We start from the raw sequence: 16,371 nt of genomic DNA, 5'->3' as shown, positions 1-16,371 counted from the left end.
CAACGAGGCCCTGCTCTGTTCCGCCGAATCTTGGAAAGATATTGGCTAATCGGTTATGAATGCGAGTACTTGTCTTCCGGCATTAGGCGTTATGCTTTGGCAGAACTGGTTGATACTTAAATTGTAAGCGCTTGTAGTTGGCGCGGAAATCGCAATAAACCAAGATTTCTTGTAAATTCAACAAGTAGAGCCCAAGCAGTCCGTCGAACAGTTCGGGAACCACTTGGGCCTAATAATCTCAAAATACCAATATATTAATTTAATTCTGCCTGAAGCAAGCTGTAGATGATGGCTGCGGCCTCCGCTCTGGACGCAGTGCCTTTCGGAGCGAATCTACCATTATCCATACCCTTGATTACTCCTGCAGCTTGCACCGCTGTTGCTGCTTCTCGGGCGTACAATGATATCTGATCGTGATCTTCAAAGACCGTTACCGTATCCGATCCATTCAAGCCTAACCCTGCAGCCAAAGCCGCGCGATATGCCAATACAGCCATCTCTTCTCTAGTAACGATATTATTCGCACCGAAGGTTCCATCTGACCGTCCGTTCACGATTCCGAGCCGGTATGCTGCAGCCACCTTATCCGCGTACCATGCGCCCTGTGGTACATCCTTGAACGATAGTATTGAGTCCAAATTAGAAGTCGTTAATTCGAAGGTATTCAATAGCATGGTGAGGAACTCGGCTCGGGTCACTTGAGACGTTGAACGGAACGTTCCATCACCCACTCCGTTTACAATACCCCGTGCTGCTAACGCTTCAATCGCTTCTCTGGCCCAGCCGCCTGTAACATCGCTGAACTGAACATTTCGGAATGCGACCACGAATTTCTGGTTTTTCAGCGGTTTGAACACCATTTGTTCAGTGACAGGATTATAGATCGCGTTATTGACAATTTCAAGCTTTCCTGAAGCATTTATCGTATAAAGGATAATCTGACTGGCTCTTTCTCCATCTTGAAGTTTATATTTCAGGGCAACGCGCACATCTCCCAGGGTGTCGAATTTGTCAATCTCCTTACCGTCCACCACAATTCTGATTTCGTAGACTTCATCCGCGTTTAGGCTTCCCAGCGAATCATCATTCTTCAAGTCTGCTAAGTCAGCTTTTCTCAAGGAAATCATTGCTTTTTCGGCAGTTGAACCTCTATTTCTGAATATAAGATCTCTCGATACCGAAACATTGGCTTGCCCCAGATCAAGCTCAATTCGATTCAAATTCTCATTCACCTTGATTTCAGCCAGCGGTAGTGTAACATTCACTTGCTCCGCAGAATTCAACAAGAGAACCTGGATGCGAAGGACCCCGTCGGTTATTTCTGCAATGGCGTCCTTCACGATCCCGGAATTCAATTCTAGCGTTGCAATTCCGTGTGCCCCTATCACAGGCCTGAGGATTATTTTTCCGCTGTCAACCCATCCTGCTGTTTCTGACGGCACAGGTGTTGGAGTAACTGTCGGAACAGATGCCGATGAGGACGACGGAGGTGCTGGTGATCCACCTTCTACAGGATTCCCGGGCTCTGGCAAAGCTGCCTTCACCTCCACGGTTGCTGATGCCGTAAAACCGCCGTCTTCCGAGGTCGCCGTAACGACTGCACTTCCTGCTGCCACAGCGGTTACATTACCATTTTGATCGATGTCTGCAACTCCCGAATTGGCAGAAGACCACACAACATTCCGGTTAGATGCATGTTCAGGCAGTACCGTTGCCGTTAACTGCTCCTGCTGACCCACGGACAGCTCCAATTTAGCAGCATTCAGTTTGATCCCTGTTGCTCTGCCTGGTACTGCGATATCCGCAATATTGTACATAAAAATTAGTCTTTCATTCGTTGTAATATCAGGAACATCCGTGATTTGCTCCAAACGCTTAGAACCTAATCGAAGAGTCAGAACCGCATTAGCTCCTGAACCAGAAGCTTGTTGATATACGATTCGATTGTCGTACTTGGGTGAAGCTAGAGCGAATGGGCCGACCCCGCTGGAGCGAAGAATAAACTTTTCATTTTCTCCGATCACAGCAGCATCCGCTTTAATCACATGATTACCATCAACCATTTCGTCCTTCACCGACAAATAGGTATTTGTCTTGACCAGCTTGATTGCATAGGTACCGTCGCTATTGGCAGTCATTTGGAAAAATGGTGCTGCTTGCTTCATCACACTGGTCACTAGCTCACCGTTTTCATTGATATCATAATAAGAATTCAATGTCTCTGCGACTCTCTGTCCATCCACCATACTCCAATTTCTCTGATACAACGGCTCCCATCGGGTTCGCATCTGAAAATAGGACTCATTGGAGCGAAGCGGTTCGCCATTGTAGAGCGTCAGCGTGCCGAAGTTAAGGTTATCAAAATGCACCATGCCTTGAGGACGGGATGCCCGCGCTGCTCTCTCCGTCCATGGCAACTCAACGTGTCCCGTCTTGCGGTAAAGTGCCAGCGCCTGTTCGAATACGGGCCGCAATTCACCACGGTTAAGTCCGTTGGACTCTCTGTCAAAACCCGCCCCATAGTACCCTCTGGCAGGATCACCGAATACATTCGGCATCCCGACAAAAGGAACATCCTCACCATAGAGTTCCTTCGAATACAAATTATATTTTGCCGTGTATTCAAAAGCTTTAGCCAATCTGTTATCGTACAAGGAATACAGATCCGAACCTTGATTGTAAGCGATGATGCAGATTTCAGCCATGTATCCGATGCCTAACATTGCATGAGCTTGATCGCGTCCGGTTTCCATAGTTTGTCCGGTGTCATTCACATATGCAAAGATCGACCCGTTCACATGAATATCTTGATATAATGCCATCGCACGATCATAAATTTCCGTATTGTCACACAGAACACCTATTGACATCATAGTGACCAGAGCCGCTGTATCCCAGTTGCCATTGGCAAGCATTGGGGCAGCCGCATCCTGGATGACAGGATAAACTACGTTTAACATCATATCTTGTAATGCTTGAAAGTCAGCATCACTGTATCCGCTATATCCGCCGTCATAATACTTTAAGATTTCGGCAGCACTGGCATATTTGTACGCATTGATACCAGCGCCAAGGATTCGGTCTCTGCCATCAATAACCTTAAGTGTATGCGCCCAGGTGCTCAGGATCCCCGCTGCATTCTCCGCATACTTGTCTTCTCCCGTAATTACCCATTGCAAGGCATTGAAATAAGCAGCAGTGCCGCCTTTTTCAAAATAACCGATATTTCCGGAATCCGAAGGTGCTCCTCCACGTCCCACATTTGTAAAGGCTGTGGTCATATAATTGAAGCTGGATAGGTGATAGGGAACACTGTTCTGCAATCTCTGGTAATCGGAATACCAAGGTTCTTCTTTGGCCTGAACATGATGCCTCATGCTATCCAGATCTTCTTGAGTATGTAGGATACCCGGATGACTGAAAATTCTGACAGCGACCCCCGATTCTGTCTGAATGCCATGGCCACTGTAGGTAATAGTAAATCTGTGGCTGCCGATGCTCAAATCAGCTATTGTCGCCTTCATTCGTCCTTCCGTAAACTGAACCTCTGTACCAGCTCGATCGATACTGTAATTTTCAGGGTTGGTATCCCCATTTAGGGGACGCCAGTGCAGCAGCACATCATTTCCTGTTACCTTCTGGCTGACCTCCAACAAATCCGCACCAGTCACTTCTTCAAAATAAAACCGATATTCCGAATTTTCAAGGGCAATGCCGGTCGATTGCATAGAATCCTCTGTCATCTTAACGTTGAAGCGGTCAAAACCCGAATCATCCCTCATCGTGGACAAATGGGAATAGATGCGATAATAATCAGACTGTGCATAATGGTCGATATAAAATCGCTCGTTCCAGTTCGGGGTAACTGCAGATGCTTTAATTTCAAATACTCTATCCGTACTGGTTCCGCTCGAAGCACCACTTATAATATTAAAGTACCTGTGCGTATTATTCAGGAATTCTTCTGCTGTATAGTAGTTTTGAATCGTTAGGTATTTTCCTGTATCCAGCGATTTTATGGAATAAACCGTCCTGGTAGCTCCTACTTCTTCTTCCGCTTTATCAACTGTAGCGAAGTAGTCCAGAACGTACAAAGCAAAGGTAGATCCGTCTTCCCTGCTAGCCGTAAGCGATAACGTTTCAGTAACAGGATCCACCTTCACATATCTGCCATCTGTATTTTTTATTTTCATAATTTTTGCCGCATGCTTACTATTATCAAAGTAATTGCCCATGTTCGGGCCCGAAATTTGAACAGGCCTCTCGGCAGCTTCCAGTCTGTCCATAGCCGCTTGCAGAGACAGCATTGCTTGATCAACCTCCTGTTGCGTCACCGGGGATCGGATGGTTCCCTTCGCATGCCGGATTTCTTCCAGGAGCGCTGCCCAGCTGTCAATCTCATAATCCGATTCTGTTAATTGCTCCGCTGCGGCAACTAATGCTTTTAGAGCCTCTTTATCGGTTCCATCATTTACAACTGGTTCACCCAGCGTGACGGTCAGGGATGGACCGGGATGCCCCGAAGTATTCCTTGAAGAATACATCTCGCTGGCATTGACTGTGTTGTCATTCACACTAGCGGTTGTCAAATGAATACTTACCGTTTTTCTTCCGCTGCTTAATGCAGATTGAAAGATGGATGACACATCCACAGAGAGATTCTCCTCCCCTGTAGACACTACATTCTTTGTCACAACCGGCGATCCCGCCATATCATAGGGACGGTTATTATAAGTGACATTTGTTACCGTCCATGGTTCTGTGGAATTCCTCAGCGTCGACTCGCTCTCCGTGAATATCAGTTCATTGGGCGCATGACTCTTTCTGAAATTCAAATTCATTTGCATCTCTTCAATAGCATAATATTGGGTATCTATCGAGGATAAATCGAATTGAAGATACACGTGGCGGTGCTTTCCGTATATCAGTTTATTTGCGTTCGAGTTAACCATCGTGGTGTTGTCTTGGGAATTGAAATTCGATACAAATGCATCTTGTGTTGCCGGGAAGGTGTCGGCCTCAGTTGCTGCAACTAGTGTTGTTCCCAGTAAAAAAGTGGTGAGTGGCGTGCCTAACAGGGAAACACATAACAATAAAGACAAAGCCCGCCTAATTGATCTAAACATACTTCTCCTCCTCAAAAGAAATTGATGAAAGCGCTGTCATTAATCTCTTTTAAAGAATAACACTTTGTTTTTTTTCACAACATGCTCTTTTTTTAGAATGAACTGAGGTTTTTTTAGGAAAAGCATAAAAAAACCGGCTTGCGGTCGTGAAGTGCACCCCCTAGAATTCATCGGTTAAACCAAGGGGTGCTGAACCTTTAATCCATTACAATATTTCAATATACCCTTCTGTTCCATTTACGCGAATTCGTTGCCCGTCTTCTATCCGTTTAGTAGCGCTCTCCATACCAACAACTGCTGGTAAGCCATATTCACGTGCGATTACTGCTCCATGGGTCATCAGCCCACCAACTTCGGTGACTAGGCCTTTTATGGATACAAACAATGGTGTCCAGCTTGGATCTGTAAAGGCGGTAACTAATATAACCCCAGCTTGAACGAGTCGTTCGCCCTCTTTTAGTAAAGCCTGCTTATAAGCGCGAAATAGCGATGAACCATGCCGTATTTGTCCAGATAGGCATCGATTTAATGGGCCGGCTCTGGACAATATGGAATGTATCGTTAATCAAACACCACCCCATATCTTGTGGCTGGCCAAAATAAGCTTCGATCTGTCTTCCAATGCGTGCCAGCTGTAATAACGCCGCCTGGACAGAAGTCTGATTTGTCTAACAGCGACTTAATACTCACCTTTAATTACAAAAAACGATCCTCGAATGGTGCCAGCTAATTTAGACTTCTGCCTGGCAAACTTAAACTTCCCTTCTAACTCCTTGGGGACTTCCATCCCCTCAGAAAGCTTAAAACCAACGGCCCGCTTCTTAGGGGCATCAATCGTATACAGGACATTGAGCGCAAGACCATCCTCATAAAAGACGAAAGTCCATTTGATATTTTCCACTTGGAAACGCGACGTTTCTAATGGTTTGGCCGCAAACTCAATATCACGTTCTTCTTTCAAAATTCGGTTCACATAATCAAGGATCTCCTGGCTTTCGCTGGCAGGTACAACCGTAAATTCATGCTTATATTTGTTCATAAAGTAACGGGCTTCATTCGCTCGTAAACCAGCAAGCGCTTCTGCTACGGGTGAAGACTCTAAACCAAGCGTCGATACGTTTTTAAAGTCAACGATATAGGACATGTTCATCTCTCCTAAAAGTTTTGTGAGCGTTACTTCTTAGAACCTGCTTCGAGTAAAACTCGCAGCGGAAGCATTGGGACTGATCTCTTTATTTCCTTACAACGGGAATCCACATTTCACCAAATACGAAGCCGTTTCGCTGCCCCATCTCAACCGTTGCATTTGGCCCGCCAACATAGGCAAAATTCTGTGCTTCCGGCAAGACTTGTCCAAAGGCAATACCAGTAAGCATATTACTCAACTCCCCAGACGTCTTCCCTTCCCCTTTTACAATCAGGTATTCCCCTTTAGGAAATTGAATCACTCTGGTTGCTTCTGGTACCGATGCCTCTGTCATGACGCCAGCATAATGCATCATCTTGTTATTTACCGCTTCGTTTACGGCAAAAATGTAGTCATTTGCGGCTATGGCTTTTAAAGTGTCAAGCCTTCCATCTTGTTTCACTGCCTCCCAAAAGTCTGCTTTTTCCTTATTTATGCCGGCATAGTCTGTGTAATCGCTCTGAAGCTCAATTCCGATACCTAAAACGATAAAGCTGTCTTTTTCCTCAAGGATATAATTTGCCATATTCAAAACCTTCCTTTTTTTAAAAATTATCAAATGGTTTTGTCTATTCACTTGATGGGTTTATAATAACCTTAAATCATGTCAAAAAATGATACTGTTTCGGGGGGCCCGATGAAAAAAGTTGAACGGATAAATATCATTATGCGGTATATCAACAACCGCGCTCACTTTACCATTTCTGAAATCATGCGGGAATTTAACATCTCTCGTTCGACAGCCATTCGAGATATCCGAGAAATCGAAGCGATGGGGATGCCGCTTGTCGCTGAAGTTGGAAGGGATGGGGGGTATTTTGTCATGAACAACTCTGTCCTGCCCACTGTCCGCTTTACCGATAATGAAATTAAAGCTTTATTTATTGCCTTTATGGCCACAAGAAATCAACAGCTCCCTTATCTCAAAAGTCGTCAGTCTTTAGCTGAAAAATTACTGGGTTTCATCTCCGAAAACCAGCAAGATGACCTTGTTCTTTTAAATCAAATATTGCTTTTTGAGGGAACCAACCCCCATAATCCAGACCTGCTTGATCTGTCAGACCTGCCCCACCCCATGTTAGAAAAACTTATCCAAATCCTTCTGTTGGACAGCTATTTATTGGTTTCCATCAAAGAAGAGAACGCAATAAAATCTTGTCCCATTTATCTCCTGCATCTTTATCATGAAAAAAGTCTATGGCAAATTGAAGGCTTTGACTTAGAGAAAGAAAAGAGACGGATTATTCCTGTCGACAGTCTCACCAATGTAGAACCATACCCTGCGAAAAAAAGAGGAAGTAGGAAGAAGATTCTAGAAAGCCTAAGTAAGCAGGAAGAAGTCATCAACCTTGTCCTTGATCTTGGTCCAAAGGCGATTGCCCAGTTCAAAAAATACCATCCTTTAAAGATTTCGATCTCCTATACGAATCCGTACCAAACCACGGCCACCTTAAAGACTTTTATCAATGTTCATCATTCAGAGGAATTAACCGAAATAACCAATTGGCTGCTTTTCCTAGGTGGAGATATCAAGGTCAGGGAAATACCAGAAGAAGTCTTAGAAGGCTTACAAGAGAGATTAAGCTTATACTGCCCATAAGCAGTGCCAGTGGCATATCGTGATTATAATTAGATGCGATGCTGGACTTTAGTCGAGGTTCACTACCTGCTACGGTCTGTTCCGGCTCACGGGGATATTCGTTATAATATTGCCAAGTCTTTTGGAGGAGCGATTGATCATGAATTACGAACATAAAGTACAGAGGGAAGTTGCCAAATGGGAACAAAAAATGTTCAAACCGCCTGGATGGCTGGAAAAAACATCGAAAACAATCGGCAATCGAATTAATCATTTGATTCCCCCGAAGGTGCACAGCATCATTACGACCACCATACGATCGATCGTGCGCACGGCACTGTTCGGTGCGGAATATACACCTAGCCGTCCCGTGCAGCGTACTCTGGAACTGGAGTCTGCTGATCAAGAAGCGAATGAGTTGTTTGCCCTGTACCAAAAAATCGCGGTTGCCGAAGGCGCTGGAACGGGAGCTGGCGGCATTATGCTTAGCATGGTAGACTTTCCAGCTTTAATTGCGATCAAGATGAAATTTTTGTTCGAGCTGGCGCATGTTTACGGTTATGATACCAAACACTTCTCCGAGCGGGTATTCATTCTCAAGGTATTTCAAATGACGTTTTCGGGATCTGAAAACCGTGCAAAGTTGTTGGATTCCATCAAGCGTTGGCATATTGAAAAGGAACAATGGCAATCCGACGCCGAATACTCACGGGATATGGACTGGGAGACATTTCAGATCGAGTATCGCGACGCCATTGACTTCCGGAAAATGCTGCAGATGGTGCCTGGGATTGGCGCTTTCGCAGGCGCATGGGCGAATTACACCATTCTTGAGGAGCTGCGCGAATTTGCTATGAACGCTTACCGTCTGCGCAGATTGCACGATGATTTCGCGGTTTTGGGGTAGCTCTCTCTTCGCTATAAGCATCCAAGAAACATGGTAACCTTCATTTTTCGGTGATAAAATCACACCTGCCCGTTCACTAATTACAAAGGCTGCCAGATCCGATAGGATATGCCGGCAGCCTCTATTGTCGTTTATCGAGCTATCGTAGCCCCGTTAACGTAACAATGTTAACATTATAAATTGTATCTAATCATTGCCCATTTTTTCAGATTTAGCACCATTAATGTACAAATTCTTCTTCTAGATCTCGAATCAGTTACAATATAACCTCCTTATGAATTCGTATTAGGAAAAGCTTCATTTTTTGAAACATGTATCATCTCTTGGGGAAAATATTTCTTAAAGTATTTCTCGACTCGAATATGGATATCTCTTTGAAACCATTCCGATAGCCCATGTGCTTCAAACAATTGAGGCATTCCAAGCCGCTTTGAACGTTTACCCATCGAGCCATCCCCGATATTCATCGTATCGATCCAAATACGATCCACGATTCCTTCCAGCAAACTAGGAAAATCAGAGGTAAACGGCAATACAGGTGAAACGGCGGCCTGTGTCGCTAACCCGGCCTCATGTAGTTCTTTTAAAGCTTTTATTCGTAATTGAATTCCGGGAGCATAAGGAGCAAATATTTGCTTCATATCCTCACGGTCTGTTTCGATGGTCATGGATACTAAGACTTCACAGCTCTCTTTTAGAGCGACTAACAGATCCAGATCCCTAGTAATGAGCGGACTGCGTGTCTGGATTTGCAGCAGATCCGGCGGATTACTAATCATGGCCTCCAATAAGCTACGTGTTATATTTGCCTTCCGTTCGATCGGTTGATAAGGGTCAGTTGCAGAGGACATAAAGATATTCACCGTTTTGTTTTTTTGACGCAGCTTAATGATTTCACTTTGGTAGTTTTCAGCTGCATTTGTTTTAATGTCCACCCATTCTCCCCAAGGAATCTCTTTGAATTTTTGAATTGGCATTTCTCTTACGTAACAATACTTGCAAGAAAATGCGCAGCCGCTGTATGGATTCAATGAATGGGTAAATCCTATATCCAGATATCCTGTCGCTTCGCTTAGAATTTTCTTTGAAAGTATATCTTTAATTTCAATGCCCATTTGATTCTCCATCTCTCTGTAGGCTAAATTTGTAAAAAAACATGTAGATATTCCTCGTAATCCCTATCGCTGAAGGACATCACAGATGATCTTCTTAAAATGATAGCGATACAATCGAACCCGCTAGCCATGATTATAACATTACTCCTACCTTTGTTTTAAATTTCGAAGAACTTTGGCAAGCATATCGCTCCACGTAGTCCCTGCCAAAGATTAATTTTAGATGGTTAGAGCCCTCAATTTTGACGATCGGATGATTCTCCCATTCTATGGCGAGCAGATTTATTTCCGACACGGCAAATACTCCTTCACTCGCGTGAAGGAGTATAGAAAAATATACTCTTATCGATTATATAGTCTATTCAAGGATAATGACTTTGCCGGAAATAACGCCCTCTACATCTCTGGAAAACTGCAGCGCCCAATTGGTTGTACCGTCCCCGCTAAATTGAACGGCATCCGAATTCCCCGTCTGGCCTTCCGTAAACAATTCATCTGGAGAGATTGACACACTCCAGCCGTCATACTCATAATGGATGTTTCCATTGCTCTCATAGGTCACTTCTTGAACGGATTCCGGGATGACTGTACCGCCCGGAATTTTGGCTTTCAACGCCTCAATTTCGCGGATCATGTCTGATTCCTGATTAGCGTCGGAGACTGCTCGGTCTTCCGAACCGCTCGGATTCACCGGGATCTCCTCCGCCGTGGAGGACGGTTCCATCGGTAATTGCCGCAGATATTCTTCACCTTTAAGCGGATCCGCTTTGGTCTTATCTAAAGGAAGATCAAACAGAACAGCAGCTCCATCATAATCCTTGTTCGGGCTGATCTCACCGGTGCTTTCGTTATACGTAAACGCCTGGTTATCATAGAAAGGTGAGCCGCTGCTAATCGCCATATATACGCCTCTGTCCGCAAACATCTCTATCCCGTCGCATTCAATTAATCGGTACATGATTCCGTCAAGCACGACCTCGCCGTATCCCCCGTTCATCGTTGCGATGTTGATCTGCCATGGCTTGAGACCTTTAATAAGCGGCGAGATGAAAAATGATTCCTTGCCATAATCCGGATCACTTGTTGCCGGCATCGGAGCACCGTCCTGTCTGGCTACGGATACGACAGCATAGCTTCTATCGGGATAAACATTTTGTTCCGGACCGCTAAGCTCTTTCAATCCCGCACCGGATACGATTCCGTACAAGGTAAAATAATACCCCCCGGAAGCAGCCGATTCGTTGATTTCAATCGCATCGCCGCTTTCAAACGCCTTGGCCAAAATATTTTCACCCAAATGCTCTGCCACTTGCTTAGGACTGAAAAACTGTACAGCCGCAAAAGCCGTAACGGACATCAAGAGTGTGAAGACTGCGGCCATTACGCCGATGGACACTCTTTTTCGGTTTATTCGCTTCATCGCAGTTCTCTCCTTATATCGATCAATAATGACTTGATTCAAATGCTCTTCGGGCTCCGCAGTCGAAGCTAATGCTTCTTTAAGCAGACGCTCACCATTCTCGGTTTGGTTCACGGAGAATCGACCTCCAATAATTTTTTTATTGATTTTCGCGCCTGATGCAGCCTGCTTTTAACCGTTCCCGGCGGAATTTTTAATACCGAGGCGATTTCATCCAAGGACATTTCCGCCGTGTAGTACATATAAAGCGGTGTTCGCAGCTTATCACTCAGTTTGTCTACAGCGTTCCGGATCAGGATACGACGTTCACGGGACAGTACGGTTTCCTCCGGTGTTGCTTCTCCCACAGCTTGGCAATGAGTTTCCACAGCCCCGTTCAATTCCGCCGTAGGAGCAATCCGCTGCCTCCAAGCGAGTTTTCGGCGCTGGTTCTTCCGAAGACGGATCGCTATGCCTATGAGAAATGCTTTGGGATTTTGGCTCCTGTCAATTTTGTGGGACAGCTCTAGTGCTTTAAGGAAGGTTTCCTGATAAAGATCATCGGTATCCGTCTTGTTTCCCGTAAGCTTGTAACAGAATCCGTAAAGAACCTTGCCGTGCTGTTGTATAAGATCACCTAACTCCTCGATACCCAATTAGCTGCTCCTTTCTGAATGGCCATTCAATTATATATTGTCATAACTCGGCAATCGGTTCATTTTTAATTAGACGAATGTTTATTGGCTTCCTTATTTCAGATAATAAAAAAACCACGGAATTGCTGATCCGTAGTTTTTAGAAGTCAGATGGATAAACCGTTTTAGAATTGAACGAGGGCACTTTGGCCGCCCCCTGCTTACCTTTATGCAGCCGGATCTCCTTCTCCTTCAAGTAATTTTCTAATCGTGACCGGTATAACCACGCCAGCTTTCACCGGGAGCCCCTTCGAAACAAAAAGACTATTGACCTTGCGAAGCCGCTCCGTCCCCTCAGTGAGCTTCACTTCGAAGAGCATAAGCTGCCGGCCCCCGGGGCTCTTGAGATTCCTTGAGCAAACGGGGAAGCAAGGCGATACCAATGCTTGCTCCGCTTTCGCTTACCCGATGGTGGATACCACGTTGCCGTCCTGATCCTTGATATCGGTTCTGACGACTCGAATAATCAAGCCTTTATATGAAGTCAGCCGGATTTCCTCTTCCTTCGGCTGCAGTTTTTGCGAAATCTCGTTAATAGCTGCTTCATCCAGTTTAAGCCGAACTTCGTTCTCTTCCGCTTCGTAGCCGGTTTCCGTTCCAGGCTTCAGCACCACACTCAAGCCCTGACATGCCAAATTCAAATCTTTCCCTTTCAGAAGGCGGCCGCGGAGCAGCTTGCCGATCGTTCCCGCCTGCTTCGCCCCTAAGGCAAGCACAGCCGGCGTCTTGCTGAACAGACGGTTCTTTCCGAGTTCCCAAGCCAATTGATCGACAAATAAAAATCCGGTATTCGAACCGTCCCGCTCTATGCCCCTTTGAATGGCTTCTGCCACAGCAGGAATCTGCAGGAGGGAATCCCGGGATAAATCGGTGATATACCCCGGCAGCGCCGCCTGACTAGCTTCCAATACGCCCAGCGTGCTCCACGTCTTCATCGCCTCCAGCTCATCCTCTGTGATCCCGATCATCTGCAGAAATTCAACTCGCCCATGAGGCGTATGCATGGGAGGAAGCTCGGGATCCTCCATAAAGGCGAGCGCGGTCAGCTGTGTATCAGCCCCCAGGCAGATCGGGCCATTGGCATCCATATAATCGCCCGAAGCGAAAATATTTCCGCTGTTGAATACATACCGTCCCATATTTTGAAGCAGGTTTAGCGCCCACATCGGGGGCTCCTCCTCGTTTTCCCCGCGCGCCACCCGAAAAGTAAGTTCAAATCCATAGCCGCTATAATCGGCATCTTCCGACTCTTTCTCATAAAGCTCGGAAAATCCGAACGTCACGATATGCCAATGAGGGAACGGCTTCTCCGCTTTATAGGCGCTTAGGCCGTCCAGTGGATCCTTGCCTCCCAGCATATAAGGAATGACCGTACCGTAATGCTTGGGTTCCTGGGCCCCATACAGCTTCTTCATTTGCTCTTCAATTGCATCCCAACCGGTTGTGACTGCTTCTTCGTTCATCTTACTCCCTCCAACTCATATTCTTGTCATTTAAGCCCTAGTCAGGACAGCTTTCATTTCGGCAATCATCTCCGGTTTTTCGCTATCTTAGAAAGGTTATGTAGAACGTGGCAGGCCATTCTGGCGAAAACAAAAAGCATTTCATGACAGCTTCATTTCTCCACAATGCGACTTATTTCCCTAAACTTCGCTTCATTTCGACTATCTTTTCATAATACACTGGAAAAGCAAGGAAGCGGTAGGTACAAAGTAATCAAAAAAAGGAGGAGATGATATGTACGTCTGAACAGCGGATGATTTTAGTATAAAGTCTTATTCCCTTTAGGGGGTCGTGAAAACAAAAAGAGCACTGACCTATCTCGGACAGCACTCTTTTCACGTAAGCAACTTTCATCCAATTTTCAGTCCTTCCACATTCCATCACGATGGTCTACATAAAATCCTCGCTTCACCCCGTGACTCTGGGCTTTGCCGGATCGCAGTTTGGCCTCTGTATTTCCCCTAAAGCGGCCAACTTAGACAGATAGTAGCATTCTTCACGATACATATGATCCGGCATCAGAGGATTAATCCGATCCAGCACCTCTCCACGTAATCCAAACTCCTCGAGCTCCGACAGAAAATGCATAAACACCCTCATTTCCAGGTCGATATCCGCATGAAATTTGCGAAGGGCGGGAAAATTCTTTAAATGGGTCCGCAAATATCCGGTCATTTCCACGGCCTTCAGATAAAAGCCTTCAAAATCCTTTTTAAAGGCCTTGCTTTTAGCAATTAATGGTTTCTCCACAAAATCCAAATCGGCTGCCAGACTTGCTGCGTGGCCAATGGCGTCCTGCAGCCAGACCATGTCGTAATGCAGGGGATGAAACAGAGGAACTCCCCGGCCTTCGTTAAGCGCCTGCAAAACTCGCTGATACTCCTCCAATTCATTGACCATGTGGTTGATAAAGGAAGGCGTCAACAACAATTCAATTTTCCCGGTAAGCTGCCGTTCCAGCAAACTCAGCTTAAATTCTCGCAGCTCATGCACAGCATGACTGGCATCATGCGTCAGTTTTGCGATGAACGTCGATGCATCTGGTCGCCTCGCCTCACCGAGCAGCATATCAAAACAGGCTATCAAGCGTTCAGCAGTCGCGATATCCGCTTTTTCCTTGGGTGACAGGGCGGTTAAAATAAACCGGCAATGATCGCCAAGAATCTGCAGCCAAAACCGGTGTTCATACAATGCGTCACTCATCAACCTTGCCTCCTCAGCCTTTATTATCCAGAAATATATGCTGCCGAAGCTCGAGTAGACCCATCACAAGCTGTCCCAATCAGGCATTATTGCTTTTTGATGTAATTATAATCGAGTGTCCCACTTAATAATGCTATAAACCTCCTAATTCTGGATGATCTGGTGAGTCCTCTTTCAGCAGCGGCATGCCTGCTTCGACCAATCGCTTATTGCGAGTGAAAAAAACAGTCAGTACTAGCATAAGCAATCCGGTTCCGATCAGCAGCCATTCGATTTTGGCCACATCAGCAAGCGGTCCGAATATCAACATCCCAATTGGCATCATGGAAGTCGAAATCATCCCAAAGACACCGAATATACGTCCTAAATAATTTTCATCCACCTTCTCCTGAAGCAAAACGGTAGTCGGCGTATTAAATATGGGCATCGCAACTCCAAACACAGCCATAATGGTTAAGTAAATCCAGAAGACAGGTACAATGCCGAGCGCGATTGTGGACACGGCCATAATGAAGCTGGCTATAGCCATCGTGTACACTTTATTTTTGAAGCCGCCCCATGATGCGATAATCCCCCCTCCTGCCATCATGCCAACGGAAAAAGCAATTTCGATTGCTGTCAAACGCCATACATCGTCCCCGAAACTGCGCGTGACCTGCAACGGAGTCAAAAAGGCGGCAGGTGCCATGAGTACGAAGAAAAAGGCGAAAAAGATAAAAAATGATTTTAAAAAGGCGTGGTGTCTAATATACACCAGGCCCTGTTTGAAGTCGTCCAGGTAGCCTGTCATTTGCGCGTCAGATGCCTTCTTGTGCAGCGGGATTTTGAGAAAGAACAACAAAGTCAAGATCGCGATCGCCGCTGTAATGACGTCGATGAAAAAAATCATTTCGATCGTTGCCATTGTAAGCAAAGCCGCGCTGACAATAGGCGCAATGAACATGATGAGCGCTTGTAGGCTTCCGTTGATGCCGTTTACTTTTGTCAGCTTTTCTTGCGGTACGATTTGAGGCAATATCGCCCCGACCGCTGGAGTCTGAACGCCTGCCCCGAGTGCACGGACGGCAGCGATGATAAACAGCAGCCATATCGCTTGGTAGCCGAGTAAAAACGTAATGGCCAGTAATAGCGTAACGACTGCGATCATTGCATCTGAAATCATAATGAGCCTTTTCCGGTTGAAGCGATCCGCCCAAACGCCCGCAAACGGTGATAGTAAAAATGTCGGAATGAAACCGCAAATAATATACAGCGTCATCATAATGCCTGACTGGGTAGTCAGCGTAATATGCCACATAATGGCATATTGTACCAAGGCAGAACCAAACAGCGATAGCGTCTGGCTGCTTAAAAAGAGAATGATGCTTCTTATCCAACGATTTTTCTTGTAATCTTCGGTTTGTGACATCATGCCAACCCTTTCGTGTTTGATCTCCCTGACTTCAATAACACAACCTTCTATATAACAATGTTCACAATGTCATAAAAAGTAATTCTACAGTTGGTTAACATAGTAAAATTAACAAATACGGATCTATTTTACAAACAGTTTCAGTAACTGCTCGTAAATCTGATTTAAAATGCCTGCAATTGGCCAACGACGGAAACGAACGAGTGTGCCTTCAAAGAGCCATAATGCGCACTATACTTTAGTGTTG

Annotated in this window: 12 protein-coding genes and 2 pseudogenes; 2 read left to right on the top strand and 12 right to left on the bottom strand. The window is 45.5% G+C overall.

Annotated features, from left to right (window positions below; genetic code table 11):
• Nucleotides 1–254: 254 nt before the first annotated feature.
• The 5 genes and pseudogenes from ACE3MQ_RS01110 to ACE3MQ_RS01090 form a co-directional block, all read right to left on the bottom strand.
• Nucleotides 255–5,126, bottom strand: a complete 4,872-nt coding sequence (locus tag ACE3MQ_RS01110) for an S-layer homology domain-containing protein (RefSeq protein WP_379389730.1) — start codon at nt 5,124–5,126, stop codon at nt 255–257.
• Nucleotides 5,127–5,331: 205 nt separating this feature from the next.
• Nucleotides 5,332–5,556, bottom strand: a pseudogene (locus ACE3MQ_RS01105) (PEP-utilizing enzyme); the annotation flags it as partial.
• 40 nt (nt 5,557–5,596) lie between these two features.
• Nucleotides 5,597–5,764 (bottom strand): annotated as a pseudogene (locus ACE3MQ_RS01100) (PEP/pyruvate-binding domain-containing protein); the annotation flags it as partial.
• A gap of 41 nt (nt 5,765–5,805) precedes the next feature.
• The gene (locus ACE3MQ_RS01095) at nt 5,806–6,270 is read right to left on the bottom strand and encodes a phage tail protein (RefSeq protein ID WP_379389728.1); all 465 of its coding nucleotides are present in this window, start codon (nt 6,268–6,270) and stop codon (nt 5,806–5,808) included.
• Between the two features lie 88 nt (nt 6,271–6,358).
• Nucleotides 6,359–6,838: a GyrI-like domain-containing protein gene (locus tag ACE3MQ_RS01090; protein WP_379389726.1), complete on the bottom strand. Its 480-nt coding sequence runs from the start codon at nt 6,836–6,838 to the stop codon at nt 6,359–6,361.
• A 111-nt stretch (nt 6,839–6,949) separates the two neighbouring features.
• Between ACE3MQ_RS01090 and ACE3MQ_RS01085 the strand changes: the two genes are divergently transcribed.
• Together ACE3MQ_RS01085 and ACE3MQ_RS01080 are read left to right on the top strand one after the other, a co-directional pair.
• On the top strand, nt 6,950–7,912 hold the full coding sequence (locus tag ACE3MQ_RS01085) for a helix-turn-helix transcriptional regulator (RefSeq protein ID WP_379389724.1): 963 nt from the start codon (nt 6,950–6,952) through the stop codon (nt 7,910–7,912).
• Between the two features lie 139 nt (nt 7,913–8,051).
• Nucleotides 8,052–8,798: an EcsC family protein gene (locus ACE3MQ_RS01080; protein ID WP_379389722.1), complete on the top strand. Its 747-nt coding sequence runs from the start codon at nt 8,052–8,054 to the stop codon at nt 8,796–8,798.
• A 272-nt stretch (nt 8,799–9,070) separates the two neighbouring features.
• Here ACE3MQ_RS01080 and ACE3MQ_RS01075 read toward each other — a convergent pair whose 3' ends face one another.
• The 7 genes from ACE3MQ_RS01075 to ACE3MQ_RS01045 all read right to left on the bottom strand — a co-directional run bounded on the left by ACE3MQ_RS01075 (nt 9,071) and on the right by ACE3MQ_RS01045 (nt 16,121).
• The gene (locus ACE3MQ_RS01075) at nt 9,071–9,913 is read right to left on the bottom strand and encodes an SPL family radical SAM protein (protein WP_379389720.1); all 843 of its coding nucleotides are present in this window, start codon (nt 9,911–9,913) and stop codon (nt 9,071–9,073) included.
• A 358-nt stretch (nt 9,914–10,271) separates the two neighbouring features.
• Nucleotides 10,272–11,447, bottom strand: a complete 1,176-nt coding sequence (locus ACE3MQ_RS01070) for a hypothetical protein (RefSeq protein ID WP_379389718.1) — start codon at nt 11,445–11,447, stop codon at nt 10,272–10,274.
• Complete coding sequence (locus tag ACE3MQ_RS01065; protein WP_379389716.1) at nt 11,444–11,968, bottom strand: RNA polymerase sigma factor; 525 nt, start codon at nt 11,966–11,968, stop codon at nt 11,444–11,446. Before ACE3MQ_RS01065 ends, ACE3MQ_RS01070 begins: the two co-directional genes overlap by 4 nt.
• 206 nt (nt 11,969–12,174) lie before the next feature.
• Nucleotides 12,175–12,327, bottom strand: a complete 153-nt coding sequence (locus tag ACE3MQ_RS01060; protein ID WP_379389713.1) for a hypothetical protein — start codon at nt 12,325–12,327, stop codon at nt 12,175–12,177.
• Nucleotides 12,328–12,408: 81 nt separating this feature from the next.
• On the bottom strand, nt 12,409–13,470 hold the full coding sequence (locus ACE3MQ_RS01055; protein WP_379389711.1) for a suppressor of fused domain protein: 1,062 nt from the start codon (nt 13,468–13,470) through the stop codon (nt 12,409–12,411).
• Nucleotides 13,471–13,918: 448 nt separating this feature from the next.
• Entirely contained in the window at nt 13,919–14,713 is a 795-nt protein-coding gene (locus ACE3MQ_RS01050) for a DUF2935 domain-containing protein (RefSeq protein WP_379389709.1), read from the bottom strand.
• 133 nt (nt 14,714–14,846) lie between these two features.
• Entirely contained in the window at nt 14,847–16,121 is a 1,275-nt protein-coding gene (locus tag ACE3MQ_RS01045) for an MFS transporter (RefSeq protein WP_379389707.1), read from the bottom strand.
• Between the last annotated feature and the right edge of the window lie 250 nt (nt 16,122–16,371).

It is taken from the genome of Paenibacillus lentus (assembly GCF_042714055.1).
GTDB classification, from domain to species: Bacteria; Bacillota; Bacilli; order Paenibacillales; family Paenibacillaceae; genus Fontibacillus; species Fontibacillus lentus_A.
This window is presented reverse-complemented; position numbering and strand designations above follow the sequence as displayed.